This is a genomic window from Vibrio splendidus (assembly GCF_002873455.1).
GTDB lineage: Bacteria > Pseudomonadota > Gammaproteobacteria > Enterobacterales > Vibrionaceae > Vibrio > Vibrio splendidus_J.
In genome coordinates, this window is the sequence record NZ_MCUN01000007.1 from 375,269 (window position 1) to 393,056 (window position 17,788).

General features: G+C 42.6%; 17 protein-coding genes. 4 read left to right on the forward strand and 13 right to left on the reverse strand.

The annotated features are described in order from the left end of the window. Positions 1-26: 26 nt before the first annotated feature. From BCU75_RS05920 to BCU75_RS05950, 7 genes are all read right to left on the reverse strand, one after another. A complete protein-coding gene (locus BCU75_RS05920; RefSeq protein WP_102467155.1) occupies positions 27-914 on the reverse strand; it encodes a DUF2861 family protein in 888 nt (295 codons plus the stop codon). Continuing rightward, positions 914-1,573, reverse strand: coding sequence for a response regulator transcription factor VxrB (gene vxrB / locus BCU75_RS05925; RefSeq protein WP_102467156.1), 660 nt, complete (start codon positions 1,571-1,573; stop codon positions 914-916). The genes BCU75_RS05920 and vxrB overlap by 1 nt, the downstream gene beginning before the upstream one ends. Beyond that, positions 1,548-3,020 carry a sensor histidine kinase VxrA gene (vxrA, locus tag BCU75_RS05930; protein WP_076678614.1) on the reverse strand — a complete coding sequence of 491 codons (1,473 nt, stop codon included), beginning with the start codon at positions 3,018-3,020 and terminating at the stop codon, positions 1,548-1,550. The genes vxrB and vxrA overlap by 26 nt, the downstream gene beginning before the upstream one ends. A gap of 333 nt (positions 3,021-3,353) precedes the next feature. Beyond that, positions 3,354-4,733, reverse strand: coding sequence for a Re/Si-specific NAD(P)(+) transhydrogenase subunit beta (pntB, locus tag BCU75_RS05935; protein ID WP_076678613.1), 1,380 nt, complete (start codon positions 4,731-4,733; stop codon positions 3,354-3,356). Between the two features lie 10 nt (positions 4,734-4,743). Further along, the gene (gene pntA / locus BCU75_RS05940; RefSeq protein ID WP_076678612.1) at positions 4,744-6,294 is read right to left on the reverse strand and encodes a Re/Si-specific NAD(P)(+) transhydrogenase subunit alpha; all 1,551 of its coding nucleotides are present in this window, start codon (positions 6,292-6,294) and stop codon (positions 4,744-4,746) included. A gap of 298 nt (positions 6,295-6,592) precedes the next feature. Next, entirely contained in the window at positions 6,593-6,874 is a 282-nt protein-coding gene (locus tag BCU75_RS05945; protein WP_004731023.1) for an HlyU family transcriptional regulator, read from the reverse strand. A 39-nt stretch (positions 6,875-6,913) separates the two neighbouring features. After that, positions 6,914-7,282, reverse strand: a complete 369-nt coding sequence (locus BCU75_RS05950) for a late competence development ComFB family protein (protein WP_102473227.1) — start codon at positions 7,280-7,282, stop codon at positions 6,914-6,916. 608 nt (positions 7,283-7,890) lie between these two features. Here BCU75_RS05950 and BCU75_RS05955 point away from each other — a divergent pair. Further along, on the forward strand, positions 7,891-9,132 hold the full coding sequence (locus BCU75_RS05955; RefSeq protein WP_102473228.1) for a GGDEF domain-containing protein: 1,242 nt from the start codon (positions 7,891-7,893) through the stop codon (positions 9,130-9,132). A 247-nt stretch (positions 9,133-9,379) separates the two neighbouring features. Here the strand turns inward: BCU75_RS05955 and BCU75_RS05960 are convergent, their stop codons facing one another. Together BCU75_RS05960 and BCU75_RS05965 are read right to left on the reverse strand one after the other, a co-directional pair. Beyond that, a complete protein-coding gene (locus BCU75_RS05960) occupies positions 9,380-10,390 on the reverse strand; it encodes a Solitary outer membrane autotransporter beta-barrel domain (protein WP_102473229.1) in 1,011 nt (336 codons plus the stop codon). A gap of 76 nt (positions 10,391-10,466) precedes the next feature. Continuing rightward, a complete protein-coding gene (locus tag BCU75_RS05965) occupies positions 10,467-11,438 on the reverse strand; it encodes a diguanylate cyclase (protein WP_198592571.1) in 972 nt (323 codons plus the stop codon). 131 nt (positions 11,439-11,569) lie between these two features. Here BCU75_RS05965 and BCU75_RS05970 point away from each other — a divergent pair, with 131 nt between their 5' ends. After that, positions 11,570-12,007 carry a DUF3069 domain-containing protein gene (locus BCU75_RS05970; protein WP_004731036.1) on the forward strand — a complete coding sequence of 146 codons (438 nt, stop codon included), beginning with the start codon at positions 11,570-11,572 and terminating at the stop codon, positions 12,005-12,007. A gap of 404 nt (positions 12,008-12,411) precedes the next feature. Here BCU75_RS05970 and modC read toward each other — a convergent pair whose 3' ends face one another. Genes modC through BCU75_RS05990 form a run of 4 tightly spaced genes read right to left on the reverse strand, consistent with a single transcriptional unit; the run spans position 12,412 to position 16,477 of the window. Then, positions 12,412-13,518 (reverse strand): molybdenum ABC transporter ATP-binding protein ModC, encoded by a 1,107-nt coding sequence (modC, locus tag BCU75_RS05975; RefSeq protein WP_102473230.1) that lies wholly within the window; start codon positions 13,516-13,518, stop codon positions 12,412-12,414. Then, positions 13,515-14,213, reverse strand: a complete 699-nt coding sequence (gene modB, locus BCU75_RS05980; protein ID WP_102473231.1) for a molybdate ABC transporter permease subunit — start codon at positions 14,211-14,213, stop codon at positions 13,515-13,517. The genes modC and modB overlap by 4 nt, the downstream gene beginning before the upstream one ends. Further along, positions 14,214-14,972, reverse strand: coding sequence for a molybdate ABC transporter substrate-binding protein (gene modA, locus BCU75_RS05985; RefSeq protein ID WP_102473232.1), 759 nt, complete (start codon positions 14,970-14,972; stop codon positions 14,214-14,216). Positions 14,973-14,998: 26 nt separating this feature from the next. Further along, positions 14,999-16,477 carry a cobyric acid synthase gene (locus BCU75_RS05990; RefSeq protein ID WP_102473233.1) on the reverse strand — a complete coding sequence of 493 codons (1,479 nt, stop codon included), beginning with the start codon at positions 16,475-16,477 and terminating at the stop codon, positions 14,999-15,001. Positions 16,478-16,772: 295 nt separating this feature from the next. On the opposite strand from BCU75_RS05990, the gene BCU75_RS05995 reads away from it, so the two are divergent. Beyond that, on the forward strand, positions 16,773-17,162 hold the full coding sequence (locus BCU75_RS05995) for a YgiW/YdeI family stress tolerance OB fold protein (RefSeq protein ID WP_102473234.1): 390 nt from the start codon (positions 16,773-16,775) through the stop codon (positions 17,160-17,162). Positions 17,163-17,261: 99 nt separating this feature from the next. After that, positions 17,262-17,786 (forward strand): hypothetical protein, encoded by a 525-nt coding sequence (locus BCU75_RS06000; RefSeq protein WP_076678602.1) that lies wholly within the window; start codon positions 17,262-17,264, stop codon positions 17,784-17,786. The last annotated feature ends 2 nt before the right edge of the window (positions 17,787-17,788 follow it).

The window sequence follows — 17,788 nt, forward strand, 5'->3', positions numbered from 1 at the left end:
TACATAGTTAACGGCACAATTTTAAATTACTTTAACTCTTCTTCGCTAGAAATATCATAAGTTTTACTGATAGTTTGTGCTTGTTCTATCGCTATGTCACCTTGCCAACGTGAATGCACCATTGAAACCGCCAAAACGTAGCGATCATTTGGAAGTTCTTCGCTAGTTAAGTTCATTGGATAATCCGATTCATAGCTCTTGCCCCACACCTGCTCGTAGTGTTCATCGACGTAATCGTACAAACCAATTTCGAGCTTAGGAAGCGGACAATAAGGGTTCAGCAGTTCTTTTTTATCGATGCGCCACGTATCTTTTGATGCCCAACGAACTTGCTGACGCAAGGCAACGTCTCCAAGAATAATCCAAGTGCTCCATGAATTACCACCGTCTCCTTTCACACTCAAACGATACAAGCCTGACTCAAGTTGAGATGCTAAGTTGTAACGCTTGCGGTATAGGCTCGCCGATGCGTTGTTTACCACGTCACTGTCTTTGGTTAGCTCACTGTCCGATGAAACAATCTTATCGACCCATTTCTCAAAGGTAATATCTTGAATGTTTTTTTCTGATTCAACATCAATCGATACGCGAAAAGTATCTCGGCCAGGGCTTTGGATAATATGTCTTTTAACGACGACTGAACTTATCCAATCTGGGAGTGTTTTTTTGGTGAGGGTTTTACCGCAATCTTTGTTCAAAGCTTGATCAAACAATTCATTGAGGTGATCTTCTCGTGATTGAGAAGAGTTGATTTGCCAAACTTCCACTAATGAATCAAACATCTGAGGTAAGTCATTATCCAACAGATGTTTATGAACTTGAGTTAGAGTATCGCTACTCTTAAACCAATCTGCAGCTTGCGCGGTATTTACCACGCAAGACACCATTAAAAGTGGAAGTAAGGCTTTTTTCATTACGCTTTCATCTTGTAACCAACGCCACGTAGCGTTTCGATTTCTAGACCCGGCAATTTCTGTCTTAGTTGCAGAACGTGCGTGTCTACCGTGCGTGTTGTTGGGAAATGGTTGTAACCCCATACATGGTCAAGCAGCTCATCACGCGTGAAAACACGGCCAAGATTGCTTGCCAAAAATAGCAGTAGGTCGAACTCCGTGCGCGTTAACGTGACTTCCAGTTCATTGAAAAACACTTCACGTGTCGCTTTGTCGATAACTAGGTTTTGAGCCATCACTTTTGATGCGTCTTGATCTTCAGCATCAGGCAGACGTAACTGCGCGCGAATTCGAGCAAACAATTCAGCTTCTGCGAAAGGCTTAGTTAGGTAGTCATTTGCACCTGAATCTAGGCCTGCTACTTTGTCTTTTACTGTTACGAGTGCTGTCAGCAAAATAACTGGGATATCTTTCTTTTTCTTCCAACCTGGAAGTGAATCTACTGAGTCACCATCAGGAAGTTGACGGTCTAGAATCACTAGGTCCGCTTTATCCCAATAGCCTTCAACTTCAGAGATCAGTTCTGCATGCAAACATTCATATCCAGCTTGCTCAAGGCTAACTAATAAACCGTCAGCTAAATTTTTATCATCTTCAACGAGAAGCAATGTCTGTTTCACAAGGTATCTCCAAAATAAATGTTGTCGGGGGGCCGATAAGCGTCATGTGACCGCCCATTTTTCCGACCATAGATTCAACTATCGTCAGACCTAAACCTAGTCCACTCTTACTTACGAATGGCTTTCTTAGTTGTCCCCAATCTTTACGGGATAAGTCTCCATTATCTATAACTTTGAATGTCAGCTTCTTGTCAGAAGTATTCAGTTCTAGTATCACTGGAGCCACACCATACTTCACGGCGTTTCTGATTAGGTTGTCGATGCACGTTCCTAACCAATATACGTTCAATTTTGCAGCAATATCTTTGTCTACACGTAATTCAATTCCGGGGGCAAAATCTTCTTCAACTTTGTACTGCAACCATTCTTCTACGCTTGGCACCCATTCTGTCGCTAATGGTTGATTGTCTGACTGCAAATAATCTTTACTTGCTTCTGCCAACTGTCTTAAACGACGAGTGTCTTCACACAATCGACGAAACTCATCATATACCGATTCAGGTAAGTGTTCGAATTCACGTCTAAAACCTTCAACCGTCAGTGACAAACTCGCAATTGGCGTTCTTAATTCATGCGTTAAGATTTGAAGAACCAACATGCGGCTTTTCATCTCTTGCTTCTTGCTGTTCCAACGGTAAATGGCCCAACCTAAGACAAGCATGATGTTGGCAATAACCAAGATAAACATCGCGATTTGCAGAAGTTCGGAATGGTCTTCTATTTCCCAACATACATTACCGCGCTGAACAAAACAGCTGTTGCCTTCTGAAGATAAACTGAACGATAACCCAGAAAGTGTTGCGTTTTCATTCCAGTCTGCTTCTTTGTACAGGTAATATCTATCGCCGCGTTTAACCCACATTTCGTCAAGCTCGACAAACATGCTCGCACCGGCTAATAGTGCCGTGATGGCCTCACTGTCCATATTTTGTAAGCGAGATAGCAGTTCATCATGCTCAGTGTTTGGGCGCTCTTGAATATGCATAAAGCGTTTCAAAGAGTCGAATTTGTCAGGATACTTCTCTACGTATCGCGCCGCATAAGAACCACCACCAGGGTGAATCAGGCCACTACGGCTAAACCAACGATCCGAAAGCTTGGTTCCTTTACACATTGCACGAGTAAAGACCAAAGGTTCCGTGATTAACGGGCTTAGCGGTAATTTTCCGCTGCACGTTTTTGATAATTGGTATAAGCGCTGAATGTCTTTTAATGGGTACTCTGCTGTTTGTGGCAGCATAGAAGACGGCATGATCAAACGTGTTGGATAATCAGCCTGTAATAATCGAATATCATAAGATTCGATTGCGGTTTCATGATCAAAGAGTTTGGTGAAATTATCGATACGCTCAGGTAAAGAGTCAGCAAGTGCGTTTGCAGACACAGATAACGTAGCGATAAGAAGAGTAAATGTTCTTTTGATGATCACAAACCAACGCAAATTCATATAGATCAAACAAATATATACCATTCGTTATCAAAGATAAATTTTTAACCGCATGAAAACAGTGGGAATGGTGCGTTATAGCGATAAATTTCATCAGATTAGGATTGTGTTGCACAAGTGTAATCACTACCCGATTGATGAATCCAGCTTTACTTCGATTGGGTTTTGCTTTGGTTTCCCTCGTCCCGATCGCATAGGTTCGGATTAAGACTAAGTTCTTAAGATCAAAAAAAGGAGCTCAAATGAGCTCCTAGTCTAGTTGTTACTTAATGCTTAGTTAGGCGCTTAGCTTAATGCTTACAAAACACTTAGAAAGAGCTTAGAAAGTTCTTTCTATAGATGTTCTAAAATACCTAGACAGCTCTGTTTAGCATCACCAAACAACATCTGTGTATTCTCTTTAAAGAACAGTGGGTTTTGCACACCGGCGTAACCTGTGTTCATTGAACGTTTGAACACGATAACATTTTGAGCATTCCAGACTTCCAATACAGGCATACCTGCAATTGGGCTGTTTGGATCTTCTAATGCTGCAGGGTTCACGGTGTCGTTTGCACCAATAACCAATACAGTATCTGTCTCATTAAAGTCATCGTTAAGTTCGTCCATTTCAAGAACGATGTCGTATGGTACTTTTGCTTCAGCAAGAAGCACGTTCATGTGACCCGGTAATCGACCCGCAACTGGGTGGATACCAAAACGAACGTTGATACCTTGCGCTCTTAGTTTTTCAGTGATTTCATGCACTGGGTACTGAGCTTGAGCTACTGCCATGCCGTACCCTGGAGTGATGATCACTGACTTAGAGTTTTTAAGCAGATCCGCAACATCTTCAGCAGATGTTTCACGGTGTTCACCCTGTTCTTCATCACTGTCAGAAACAACCACTTCTTGGCCAAAACCACCAGCGATAACGCTAATGAACGATCGGTTCATCGCTTTACACATGATGTACGACAGAATTGCACCTGACGAACCAACCAACGCACCCGTTACGATCAAAAGGTCGTTCGCAAGCATGAAGCCTGCTGCTGCTGCTGCCCAACCTGAGTAAGAGTTCAGCATTGAAACAACCACTGGCATATCTGCACCGCCAATCGATGCCACTAGGTGGTAACCGAATGCGAATGCGATAAGTGTCATTACCATTAGCGCAAACATGCTGCCATCAGCTTTAACAAACATGATCATTAACAGTGTAGAAGCAACGATAGCCGCTAAATTCCACTTGTGCTTATGAGGAATGTTCAATGCAGACGATGAAATAACACCACGTAGCTTAGCAAATGCAACAATGGAACCGGTAAATGTAACCGCACCAATGAACACGCCAAGGAACACTTCTACCAAGTGGATAACGTGCTCTGCATGTGTTGCTGCTACTGGAGCATCAATGTAACTGTTGTAACCAACAAGTACCGCAGCCATACCTACGAAGCTGTGCAGAATAGCCACCAGCTCAGGCATTTCTGTCATTTCAACTTTCTTAGCAAAGTGAATACCAATACCACCACCAATCACCATTGCAATGATGATCCACACAATACCTGCTGAGTGAGGGCCAAAGATCGTCGCGATCAATGCGATTGCCATACCTGTAATACCGTAGTAGTTACCTGCACGTGCAGATTCCTGTTTCGATAATCCAGCCAAGCTCATGATAAAGAATACAGCAGCAACAATATAAGCTGCTTGTACTAATCCTTCAGACATCTGTTACTCCTTAGTCTTTACGGAACATTTCAAGCATACGTTTGGTCACGGTAAAGCCACCAAAGATATTGATACTTGCAATTAATACGGCAATAAATGATAAGAACGTGACAACACCACTTCCTTGTCCTATTTGTAACAGAGCACCTACTACAATGATCCCTGAAATCGCGTTAGTCACAGACATCAAAGGAGTATGTAGAGAATGGCTTACATTCCAAACGACGTAATAACCCACCACACAAGCGAGAATAAAAACGGTAAAGTGAGATAAGAACGCAGCAGGAGCGACCGAAGCTATCCAAGCAAAAGCACCGACGGCAACTGCCATACCAGCCACTTTCTTAATAGGAGAGACAGGTTCTTGAACTTTTGGTTCAGGTTTAGCCGCTTTAGGCTTAGCCTGTTGTTGTGGTTGAGCAGAAACTTGAATTGGTGGAGCTGGCCAAGTGACCTCACCTTCTTTAACCACTGTCACGCCACGCAATACAACATCTTCAAAGTCGATATTGATGTTGCCGTCTTTCTCTTTGCAGAGAAGTTTGAGTAGGTTAACCAAGTTAGTTGCGTACAGCTGAGATGATTGAGTCGGCAGTCGACCAACCATATCCGTGTAGCCCACAACTTTTACACCATTCGCAGTGGTGATCACTTGATCCGCAACCGTGTATTCACAGTTACCACCATTCGCAGCAGCAAGATCCACAATAACGCTACCTGCACTCATGCTGTCTACCATTTCTTTGGTAATCAGCTTAGGTGCCGGACGACCTGGAATCAGTGCCGTCGTAATGATGATGTCGACATCTTTCGCTTGAGCCGCGTAAAGTTCTTCAGCTTTCTTGTTGAATGCTTCCGACATTTCTTTTGCGTAGCCGTCACCAGCGCTTGTATCTTCCTTGAAATCAACTTCCAAGAATTCAGCGCCCATAGACTCGACTTGTTCTTTTACTTCAGGACGAACATCGAATGAACGAACGATCGCACCCAAACTACCCGCAGCACCAATCGCCGCTAGGCCAGCAACACCCGCACCAGCAACCAATACTTTCGCTGGTGGAACTTTACCTGCCGCCGTAATTTGACCCGTAAAGAATCGACCGAACTCGTGCGCCGCTTCAACAACAGCACGATAACCCGCGATGTTTGCCATAGAACTCAACGCATCTAGCGCCTGCGCTCTCGAAATACGTGGCACAGAATCCATCGCCATCACGTTGATGTTACGAGTGGACAGTTGTTCCATTAATTCTGGGTTTTGAGCAGGCCAAATAAAGCTGACCAATGTCGCGCCATCTTTAAGTAATTCGATTTCATTTTTAGACTCGTCAACGATTGGAGCGTTAACTTTAAAGATAATATCGGATTTCCAAGCTTCATCGGCAGTAACAATTTTTGCTCCAGCTTGTTCATAAGCTGCATCTTCAAAACTTGCTAACGCACCGGCTTGTGATTCAACACAAACTTCAAACCCTAATTTTAGAAGCTGTTCTACCGATTTCGGCGAAGCAGCAACTCGCGTTTCTCCCGCGAGTGTTTCTCTTGGTACACCAATTTGCATAGCGATTCCTTGACTATTGGCACAATGACTTATTCGTTTGTATCTAACGACAACTAATACTTCAAGCGTTTTGTTCAAAGAACAGGAAAAGTTATTACTTATAACGATTTAGTTGAGTTTTCGGCGCTACATTTCGATAAATGTTGGCCTTCTCGAAGAAAGAGGTCGAACCACTTTCTAATAATCCTTTAATAACAACCTACTAGCTGTTCTTTGTCCCTAAAACTAAAAAGAGCTTTCAGCATATACACTGAAAGCTCTCGAAATGATGACCAACATCAATTCTAACCCCAATTGGTTAGCTAAATATATTGTCACCCATTTGGTCGATGAACATCTGCGATTTTTTTAGCATCAATTCATCGGCATCTTGTTTGTTTGAAACAACATCTGAACGAATAAAACGATGAGTTTTGATTTCACCGTCGAATTCTTTCTCGATTCGCCCAGCAACACGGTATTGACCAGATTCTGCAATGGCATCTTGGTAAATATTGAAGCCTTTATATTCGACTGGCTCAATCTCTACTTTTTGTTCGGTTTTTTCTTTGCCACCAAATAATCTAGAAAAGAATCCCACTTTTTTTACTCCTTAAATGACCGTATTAACCTTAAACTATCATGACTGTTTACGGTTCAACAATGGCTTTTCATACCATTGCAATTCTACGTCATCATCAAAATTGTGTTGACTAAATATAACGGGCACATTGTCGTCACGTTCAAGTCTTCTATCGTCTATGATCATACTTTCAGCATTCTTGACTGCGATCTCACTATTTCGTTTATAGAGTACCAATTTGTCTTCTGGCAATGCCGAAAGAAAATCGATATCGAAGCGAATGTAGATGGGCTTAAGCTGACCCAAAGCCAAACACGCGAGATCAGCCAACTGTTCATTGGTATAGCTAGACACGTATTCCTCGGTAGCCAAAACGTGACCAACCAGAGTTTCCATATAGTTATGTACATCAACACTAATTTGCATACCACACCTCCATTTGTAGCGGTTTTTCATAATAGCCGTCGTTTCTGAGCTGACTTCAAGTAATGCAGTACCTAACGGCTACAAAGCAATAAAATTGAGTTATAGAACTTTTTATTGATTTATAGAGTTTTCCATTGAGTTAAAAAGCGTTCTATTGGGTTATAAAGCGCTCTAAAACGCTGAGTGAACTGACTCAATACACCGTAGCAAGCTTACTCTAATGTCATTACAGACTTTACGCCAATCTATTGTAAGTAAACATGTCAACTTTGAGAAAGAACAATTAAGTCAGAATGAACAACTAACTAAATAACTAAGCAACTAAGCAACTAAGCAACTAAGCATGAGCAGAGTGGCTGAGTAAGAGCGAACCAACTAGGTTTTGTTAAGTATTTATAACGACTAATTAGGTTCTCATATATACTGTGTAGTTCGTTCCATGGTTAATAGCAACTCAAATACATATAAAAATTGTTGCATTATTAGCGACCTATGACTATGTTTTCGCACTGATTTTAGCGAAAAAGCTTGGCAATCGCTTGTTTAACCGTATCCTACGTATAAAATTAAATTATAAGATCATCAGTATAATTAGGCTCACCACGTAAATGGCATCTTCTTTTGTAACGTCGAGCATGTTTCGATTTTGCTTTCCTCTATTTTTATTAGCAATTTTACTCGCTGGTATGAACAACGTCATTCTCGTGACGGATTCAAACTTAGGGTTTGCTAGCAACCTCCCATATATCTTATTGAGCGTTGCCGTTTTGCTATGCCATACATTCCGACAAGGCCGCATGGCCATGGTTTCATTAACCATGCTCGTGGCTTACTTGATCATCCAAATTCGTTTGCAAACGCCTCTGAATACCGGCACCACCCTATTAGAGCTGTCGTTGCTTGCGGCATTAGTACCGGTCACTTGCTTATTGGTGTACGCATTCCCGGATAATGGCGTAAATTCAAAGTCGATGTTCCTATATGCCATCGTTCTCATTCTGTTCATGGTTTGGGCACAATTGATCGTTTCTCATTTCCATGCCGGCGGTTTTGAATCATGGAGTGAAGGCCTACTGTTTGTTGTCAGAGACTTCTCCAAACTGCCTTTTGTTTTAGTGTTGTATAGTCTTTGCTTGCTTGGCCTTACTGCCATTCTAGTGTTGGTGTATAACCGCTCTATCGATGTTGTGGTTTACAGCGCTATATTACTTTCTTCTTGTACGTTCATCTTCTTTGACGTTCAGTACATCTCTAGCACCATGTTCTCTTTGTCAGGCACGTTAATTATCGTCTATGTGATGTCTGCTAGCCACGATATGGCTTTTAATGACCAACTGACTAACATCCCAGGTCGACACGCCTTAGAAGTCGATATGAAACATTTAGGGCGTAAATATTCAATGGCAATGGTCGATATCGATCACTTCAAGACATTTAACGATACCTATGGCCATGATATTGGCGACGATGTGTTGAAGTTAGTGGCGCGTATTCTCAGAGAAACTACCGGCGGCGCAAAAGCTTATCGATATGGTGGAGAAGAGTTCACGATCATTTTTAAAGGCAAATACACAGAACAGGTAAAAGAGCACCTTCAGGTACTGATATCCGAGATCCAAAACTACGACATGACGATCCGTAACAGCCACGAGCGTCCTGATGATCATGACGTGGGTATTAAAAAGCGTGGTCAAAACGGCAAACCATCCGAAGTGGTGAATGTTACCGTGAGTATTGGACTGTCTGACAGTACAACTACCAAGCATCCAGAAGAAGTATTGAAGCTTGCTGACAAGGCACTCTATAAAGCGAAAGAAACTGGCCGAAACAAGCTGTGTGTTGCTAGTTAAAGAGCGTATCAAGAGTTAAAGGCATTTGCAGTTAAAGCATTGATAGCTCTAAAGATATTGATGATTACAAGTTTTCGCAGCTAGAGGCGTTAATAAGTAAAAGGCGTTAATAGCTTTCAGTACCAACAGTTTCAATAACGGTGCGCCCCAGAAGCTTTACGCTTCAATAACGGTAGCTATACGATTCAATAGACATCCGTCGACAAGTACTAACAGTAATCATTGATTAGGCTAGACAAAAGGGAGCTTAATCTTGGTTAAAGAAAATAACCAAACTCCCGCCTTTCAAACTGCTTCCGTAATTGATCGTAAAGCCTATTCCTACATTATCGACCCAGTCATTAAACAGATTTGGATTGAGTAACCACCCCACACAACCCTCGTAATATGAAGACGTCCCCATAGACGCAACAGTGTCACCACCAATATCAATCCTTTTAATACTTGAGTACATCGAAGTAATGTTTTTATCCCAGCTTATTAAGTCATAGAAGAGTTTGGCTTCATTAGCGACATACCAGCCTTCAGGGTGCCCGATATTGCCATCATTTGCCTCTCCCCAACCCAGACCGTTGAAGTAATGCCAACTCGTACTTAACTTGTATTTCCCCCAATCACTCTTATCTTCAAAGGTCAGTTTAATCTTCGGCTCAATGATGTATGCCCACGCATCGGTATTCAGATAAATACCATCCAATTGGCCCTTAATTGGCTCAAGCAGCGAAGAACGGTATTCAAAGTCGTTTCGATAATACGAAATGTGATTACCTACCGCAGAGCTGAAGCTCCAATACTCATTTAACTGAGAAATATTGGCAAATTCCACATAGCCAGAAACCACGGATTCTTTTTGAAAATCACTTTTCGTCGTTGACGCGTACGAGACATCTTTCTCAATACGAAGCGCTGACAAGCGCAATGTTATCTCTTGGTGGTTATCTTCGATGTATTCAGGCAGTTCAAACGTATAAGGGATACTTATTGATGTAATATCTTTTCTGCGACTGACAGATTCGTTAGAACCAATATCTTCATTGTCTAAACGAAAAACTTTATTCGGATCAAAGTTATTAATACCAAACGTAAATACATCAGTATCATTAAGCAATACGCTCGCGGCGAAAGTTTGTTCGAGCTCTTTTCTGAAAAGATCAGACAGCGTATTAGCATTAACAATCGCAGGGAAAAGGACGCAAAGTATCGGCAGTACGATTACCCTGTTCGTATTAGAAATGAAGAATGAGGTGGAGTGTGGCATTTTTTCTATCACTAAATCGCTTCCTAGCTCATTGCTATTAGACGCATGGATTTAAATATCTAAAAGAGCTCGCCAACTAACGAGCAAGCTCCAAAATGTTGCGTTGTATGAAAGTATTTCTACCACTTTGCTTGGCTTGGTAAAGCGCTTGGTCGACCTTTTCGTAAATCGTGGGGATAGATTCTCCACCATCAGGCACAAATGAGAGCACGCCCTGTGACACTGTCACCCTATCAGATACGGTTGAATGCTCATGAGCATAGTTCATTTCATGCAACGTTTCTTTTATACGTGTCGCCTGCAACATAGCAACATCGCTGTCCGTGTCACTTAAAATAAGAACAAACTCTTCGCCGCCATAGCGACCGACATATTCTCCCGCACGAACAAACAGCTGCTTCAAGGTATTGGCAAGCCCTTGCAAGCACTTATCCCCTTGAATATGACCATAATTATCGTTGTAAGGCTTAAAGAAGTCTACATCTAGAAGTATAATAGTCATGGGTATATTACGTCTTCCATGCCACGCAATGCTCTCTTCGAGCTTGGTGTCCATATATCGACGGTTATACAATTTAGTCAGACCATCTTCATTCGCTTGTTGTTGTAAGAGGATATTCAGTTCTTCGAGTTTGGCGGTGCTCTGTTTTAACTCTCGTCTCATGTGCGCGATACGCTGCATCGCAATCAACTTAGAGTTCAAAACAACTTTGTTTACTGGTTTGATTAGGTAATCATCACCACCAGCATCAATCGCTTTCGCGATCATCTCTGGCTCTTCGTGACCACTCAAAAAGATAATGGGAACCCACTCTGGGAATTGGCCACGAACCTCATTAGCCACTTCAAATCCATCCATGTCTGGCATACTAATATCAAGTAACACGAGTTCAGGATCAAAATCAGAATAAACATTCAGGGCTTCTTTTCCGCTACCGACAGCTTCTACAACATGACCCAATTGCTTGAGTCGAATAGCGAGTTGCATTCTATCTAGTTGAACGTCATCAACCAGCAATATGCGCATCGAAGATCCCTTTTCTATCATCACATCACCTTTATCTAGTGTTGAATATTCAAAGTAGCTCAAATTTGGGCTTAAATCATGCCCTAATCTCTATATTATATTGACTTTTTTACAGATCTTTTTAGCATTGTTTCTTTTTAAAGAGAAATACTATGTCAGACGCTACAAACAACGAAGTACAAGAAATCGATTTAACCACTATCTCACCAGAGCTTCGCCAAGTTATCGAATTTGATGAAGTGCCTAAAGAGATGCACAACATGGTTACTTCTATTCATGAGGTGTCTGAAGAAGCTGTGCGTGAAACTTGGAGCAGCCTTCCAGCAAGCGCACAAAATGTTTTGGACAACTTTGAGCAATTCCACGCTCTAATCTCTGTTAGCCAAGCTTTCGCTGGTGTAAACATGATGGAAGAGTTCCCTACTCTTAAACTTCCAGAAGGTATGTCTGATGAAGAAAAAGAAGAGTACAGAGCTCAACTGCTTGACCAAATTTTACATAACTGTGTAAAAGATATGGCTAAGCAAATCAAGAAAGCGCGCCGTGATGCTATCTTGAAGCGTGATTTTAAAGAAGTTTTCATCCGATAAGCCATTCATATCACCTAAGTTTAGGTTGAGTGCTTAACGAAAACTTAATGATTAAGCCGTATGTTGCTTCAAACATGCGGCTTTTTTGTGCCTGTTACTTTTTTGTTCGTTCTTTATCTGTTCTTTGAACGTAGCGTCTGTGTGTTGTTGTCATTTTACAAGTAAGCAATATGCCTTAACACTCATACAGTGTGGCTCAAAACTGGCAGTTATACCGTATAAAAGTGACGCATGTATCCATTCATGGAATCAAGATCGAGTTTTACAAACTTCAAGATAAAAACGAAAACACCGTGAGACCCCAGTCCGACAGTCCGAAACTTAATTGGTCACCATAAGCACTAAATATCTTGCCGCATGAACTTAATAACTTAACTCGCAGATTTAACAGCCTACCGCACAAACTAGTGCGTGACCGCGATGTCTCTTTGGGCGACGCTTACACCTTTAATTTGCGCATAAACACGTTGACCGATTTCTAGGTTTAGCTCATCCAATGCCCACAAGGTTATGGTGGCCCACAAGTAACAACCAGGCTCTAGTTCCAGCTCTACTGCAACACTTTGCTTGTTTGAGCCTTGCTGGTGCGTCTCTACGCTTTTAATGGTGACAGGAAGGATATTACGTATCGAAGTCCCTTTCGGCTGTTCTAGCGTGATAGAGACATCATTTGCCCTCACTTGCAGCCTTACCGTTGCACCAAGCTCACTCGACACTTTCTGAACCCAAAGCGATGTCGATTTACCCAGTGTTAGACGTGACAACGCATAGTCATCATTATGTTCCGCTAATGTTGCTTCAAACAACGAGCTCTGTTCTGAGAAAGATTGCCACGGTTGCATAGCTCTTGAAGCCCACACTTCTTCTGTCACACCCGATGAGATAACTTTACCTTGGTCGATGATCACAAGGTGATTCGCCAAGCGCAAAATTTCATTGAGGCTATGAGTGACATAAATGATCGGTATTTGAACCGTTTCGGATAAGTTTTCCAAAAATGGCATGACTTCACGCTTACGAGGTAAGTCCAGAGACGCTAAAGGCTCATCCATCAACAAAATGCTTGGCTTTGATAACAATGCGCGGCCAATCGCCACCCGTTGCTTCTCACCGCCAGACAAACGAGCTGGATAGCGATCAAGCAGTGAACCCAAAGACAACAGCGAAACTATTTGTTCAAAGTGCGCGCTATCGCCCCCTTTCATGCCGTACTTAAGGTTCGCCGCGACTTTCATGTGCGGGAACAATCGCGACTCTTGGAACACATAACCGACGTTGCGTTTGTGAGTTGGCAAGTTAATACCATTGCTACTATCAAACAGAGTGGTTCCAGAAACGCTGATCACGCCTTTGTCTGGCTGTTTAAGTCCACTAATCGCATTGATAAGGGACGTTTTCCCCGCACCAGAACGACCAAAAATTGCCGTAATTCCGGTACTTGGTAACTCTAAATCGATATCGAAAAAGGTTTCTCCAAGCTGCTGTTGGTATTGGAGGATCAAAGCACTCATGCATTTCCTCCCAAGCGTCTTGCTGACTTTTTATTTAGCCACTCAGAAAGCATTAATGAACCAAGCGCTATCACTATTGAAATGACACACAAACGCGCCGCTTCCATTTCAGCTCCAGGGGTTTCAATAAAGGTATACATGGCCAAAGGAATGGTTTGAGTTTCACCGGGAATATTCGAAACGAAGCTGATGGTCGCACCAAACTCACCTAGGCTTCTTGCGAATGAAAGCATAGTGCCGGTAATGATCCCTGGGATCATCAAAGGTAAAGTGATGGTGAAGAAGACTCGAATCGGCGAGGCGCCCAATGTAGCAGCGGCCTCTTCAAGTTTACTGTCTACAGTTTCTAGACTCAGGCGAATAGAACGAACCATTAACGGCAACGCCACAACGACACACGCGAGTGCTGCGCCCTTCCAGCTAAAGCTGAATACAATACCCAATACGTCATTAAGCCATGATCCAATAATGCCTTGCCTACCCATCATCACTAACAGCAAATAGCCAATGACCACAGGTGGAAGTACCAAAGGCAAATGGACTATGCTTTCTACAATGCTTTTGCCTACAAATTGTTTCTTAGCAAGCAACCATGCTAAGCCGATGCCGATAGGAATAAGCCACAAGATGGCAAACCCAGCGACTTTCAAGCTCAGCATTAAGGCTTGGTATTCGTATTCCGATAAATACATCATTTAACGCACTTCAAATCCAAAACTGTTCAAGGTGTCCTTCGCTTTTTCGCTATTTAGGAAAGTATAAAACTCTTCTGCGACGACTTTATCGCTCAATTTCGCTACAGGGTAACGTATTGGCGTATGTAAATTTGATGGGAACGTCGACACTAGGTTCACTTCTTTAGAAAGCAAGGCATCTGTTTTGTAAACAATGCCAAGCTTAGCTTCACTACGCTCTACCAAAGCCAATGCCATACGAACATTGTTACTGGGCGCCAATCGAATCTTCACATCGTCCCATACACCTAGCGTTTCAAGCGCTTCTTTTGCATAGATACCCGCAGGAACCGACATGGTGTTGCCAACCGCAAGTCTTTCATTCGTTAGTAGTTTGGCCCATTGGTCACCCTTTGAGAGATCCAAAGATATTGACGTCTCTTTCGGTGAAATCAGCACAAGGTCGTTTTCACACAGGTTTGTGACATTGTCACTAGAAACCAATTTGCGGTCGACTAAATGCGTCATCCATTTTTCATTTGCCGAGATAAAGATGTCTGCTGGTGCCCCTCTTTCGATTTGGCGCACCAGAGAAGACGTGCTCGCGTACACAGGAATCACATCGACAGAATGGTTTTTCTCAAACTCTTCAACCAACAGGTTAACCGCATTGGTCATTGACGATGCAGCATAAACTCGTAGCTTTTCGGCAGCCAAAAGATGACTAGAACTCAATGCCGACGTTAAGGCGATGGTTAAAAGGATGACTCGCTTTTTCATTGTGATCACTTATCTATTATTCGTTTTTATTTATGACCTAGAACGCTAAGTTCAGGCCAAAGCAGGTCAAGATTTAAATGCTCTTCGATAGCATCAGCGATTCGATTTATACCCAACTCTTTAAGTTGTTCATGGTCAATCGCTGTCACATCGTTGGCTCCTGCCCACTCGCAAATAAGCGATAACGCATCGCTGTTATCGAACACGCCATGCAGGTAAGTACCAAAAATCGAGTTATCTTGATTTACTGCGCCATCAAGGCTGCCTGATTCTAACTGAACCGGTAATGCTCTTTCTTTGACATCAGTCCTACCTACGTGGATCTCATACCCTTTTACTGGTGCTGATTTTCCATCTAGCGTCATAGTAGCAAGCACGTTTGTTAAGGTTTTCTGCTGTGTTAGCGTCGTATCAGTATCAAGATACCCTAACCCTTCACTGCTACCGGGTGCACCTTCAACACCATCAGGATCGTGAATGATGTTTCCTAACATTTGGTAACCACCACAGATACCCATCACTTTACCGCCTAGGCGCAGATGACGTTGAATGTCCTTATCCCAACCTTGCTGTTTGAGATAATCCAAATCTGCTCTTACCGATTTTGTGCCTGGCAAGATAATCAAATCCGCATTGTTTACACGTTCACCTTTACCGACATAACGCAAATCAATCGAAGGGTTAAGTCTTAGCGCGTCGAAATCCGTATGGTTGCTGATTCGTGTTAGCACTGGCACTACGACCTTAAGCTTAGCTTCTCCGTCAGATTCTTGAGCAGAGGTAATCGCATCTTCCGCTTCTAGGTTAAAACCATGAAGATATGGCAGTACACCAATCACTGGCTTACCGGTTTTTTCTTCTAGCCAATCAAGTCCAGATTGAAGCAGTGCGATATCGCCTCTAAAACGGTTTATCACAAAGCCTTTTACGCGAGCTTGTTCAGATTCAGACAATAGAGCCAATGTGCCATAGAGGTGCGCAAAAACCCCACCACGGTCAATATCAGCAACGATGATCACAGGGATGTCCGCTTTCTCAGCAAATCCCATGTTAGCGATATCATTTTCACGGAGGTTGATTTCAGCTGGGCTGCCCGCACCTTCAATCATCACGCTTTCATATTCTTCAGAAAGTCGAACAAACGAATCAATAACCGTATCCATCGCCACTTTCTTGTAATCGTGATAACCCGTAGCTTCCATGTTGCTCAGCGCTCGACCTTGAAGAATCACTTGCGCGCCGGTATCTGAATTAGGTTTTAGCAATACCGGGTTCATGTGAACGGTAGGTTCAATATTACAGGCTTGCGCCTGAACCGCTTGAGCACGGCCAATTTCGCCACCATCTTTTGTCACCGCACTATTTAAAGCCATGTTTTGTGGCTTAAAAGGTGCCACTTTGACTCCTTTTCTTGCCAATACACGGCATAAACCTGCCACCAACACACTTTTTCCGGCATCTGACGTTGTCCCTTGAACCATAAGGGCACTTAATGGTGATCGCATTTGTACTTAAATCCTTAATTTCTTAATTTCTTAATTTCTTAATTTTCAATTTATAGCTGTGGGCAATATTTCTCTGCCTCCATCTTAACGCCATTGCCGAGTAGATGCTCAATAAAATGAATGGAAAATGAATGTGTTACTCACTCTGGATTCAACCCCAGTGTTGTTTAATAGCTACATCGAAACGAAGCTTATGAACGATAAGCAGCGCATCAACAAGTAAAACGTACTAACGAAAAGAAGCGTTTCAAATTCACAAAACGTTTCTACTAAAAACAACATTAAGGGATTCACCATGAAAAAAACTGTATTAGCTATCGCATCTACTATTATCCTTGCACCTACTTTCGCAATGGCTAGTGACCACCACAACGAGAGCAACGGCAACAAGCACGAGAGCGCTATTGCTTACACGGGTCCGATTGAAACCGTTTCTGTTGCAACACTACTTGCAGACACAAGCATGTTCGCAGAGCAAGAAGCGATTGTAGATGGCAAGATTGTTCGTCAACTAAAGAATGACACATTTATCTTCTCTGACGGACAGAGTGAAATTCAAATTGAGCTGGATGACGATATCCGCCTGGCACAACCACTAACCGCTGATACCAGAGTTCGTATCTTCGGTGAATATGAAGGCGGCAAGACACCAGAAATCGAAGTGGATCACATCCAGGTTCTATAAGCGATAGATATAAAATATACTGACTTCAATTAAATGGCCTGCATATTGCAGGCTTTTTTGTATTATACTGCCGAAAAATACAATTTATATGGAGTCACCATGCTAGGTCGCACAAACAAGACTGTCCTTTTGGGGTTAGCTGCACTGTGTTCATTCTCTGCGTCTGCAAACAACTTTAACTACAACACATTCGAGCTACGCATGGGGGCTAGTCCTAGTACGTTTGGTGGTGAATTCACAACGCTATTTACTCAAAATGCTCATTTTATCGGGCGTGTTGATAGTGGTTTCGAAAGTGATTGGGATGCTGCAGCTGGTGTTGGTTTTAATGGGCCGATTGGACAGTTTGCTGATATCTATGGCCAGATGCTATTGCACAACATCGAACGCAACGACGACAACAGCATTAAAACGGAAGTAAACATCGGCGTAAAAGCCTGGATCATTGCAAACGTTGAAGTCAACGCGCGCCTTGGTCAACTGATTGATAACGATAAAAGCAGTTCAATTGTTGGTTTTGGCGCTCGTTTTCACTCAACCGATCAACTTTCTGTTGGTGTAGATCTGCGAAATAACGGCACGTACGGCCACCAGATCTTAATGTCGGCTCGATTCGGATTCTAATC

What these genes read in the sequence shown, in the direction of transcription:
- BCU75_RS05920 (WP_102467155.1), bottom strand. Translation starts at nt 914, where the DNA reads ATGAAAAAAGCCTTACTTCCACTTTTAATGGTGTCTTGCGTGGTAAAT.
- vxrA (WP_076678614.1), bottom strand. Translation starts at nt 3,020, where the DNA reads ATGAATTTGCGTTGGTTTGTGATCATCAAAAGAACATTTACTCTTCTT.
- pntB (WP_076678613.1), bottom strand. Translation starts at nt 4,733, where the DNA reads ATGTCTGAAGGATTAGTACAAGCAGCTTATATTGTTGCTGCTGTATTC.
- pntA (WP_076678612.1), bottom strand. Translation starts at nt 6,294, where the DNA reads ATGCAAATTGGTGTACCAAGAGAAACACTCGCGGGAGAAACGCGAGTT.
- BCU75_RS05950 (WP_102473227.1), bottom strand. Translation starts at nt 7,282, where the DNA reads ATGCAAATTAGTGTTGATGTACATAACTATATGGAAACTCTGGTTGGT.
- BCU75_RS05955 (WP_102473228.1), top strand. Translation starts at nt 7,891, where the DNA reads ATGGCATCTTCTTTTGTAACGTCGAGCATGTTTCGATTTTGCTTTCCT.
- BCU75_RS05960 (WP_102473229.1), bottom strand. Translation starts at nt 10,390, where the DNA reads ATGCCACACTCCACCTCATTCTTCATTTCTAATACGAACAGGGTAATC.
- BCU75_RS05965 (WP_198592571.1), bottom strand. Translation starts at nt 11,438, where the DNA reads ATGATAGAAAAGGGATCTTCGATGCGCATATTGCTGGTTGATGACGTT.
- BCU75_RS05970 (WP_004731036.1), top strand. Translation starts at nt 11,570, where the DNA reads ATGTCAGACGCTACAAACAACGAAGTACAAGAAATCGATTTAACCACT.
- modC (WP_102473230.1), bottom strand. Translation starts at nt 13,518, where the DNA reads ATGAGTGCTTTGATCCTCCAATACCAACAGCAGCTTGGAGAAACCTTT.
- modB (WP_102473231.1), bottom strand. Translation starts at nt 14,213, where the DNA reads ATGATGTATTTATCGGAATACGAATACCAAGCCTTAATGCTGAGCTTG.
- modA (WP_102473232.1), bottom strand. Translation starts at nt 14,972, where the DNA reads ATGAAAAAGCGAGTCATCCTTTTAACCATCGCCTTAACGTCGGCATTG.
- BCU75_RS05990 (WP_102473233.1), bottom strand. Translation starts at nt 16,477, where the DNA reads ATGCGATCACCATTAAGTGCCCTTATGGTTCAAGGGACAACGTCAGAT.
- BCU75_RS05995 (WP_102473234.1), top strand. Translation starts at nt 16,773, where the DNA reads ATGAAAAAAACTGTATTAGCTATCGCATCTACTATTATCCTTGCACCT.
- BCU75_RS06000 (WP_076678602.1), top strand. Translation starts at nt 17,262, where the DNA reads ATGCTAGGTCGCACAAACAAGACTGTCCTTTTGGGGTTAGCTGCACTG.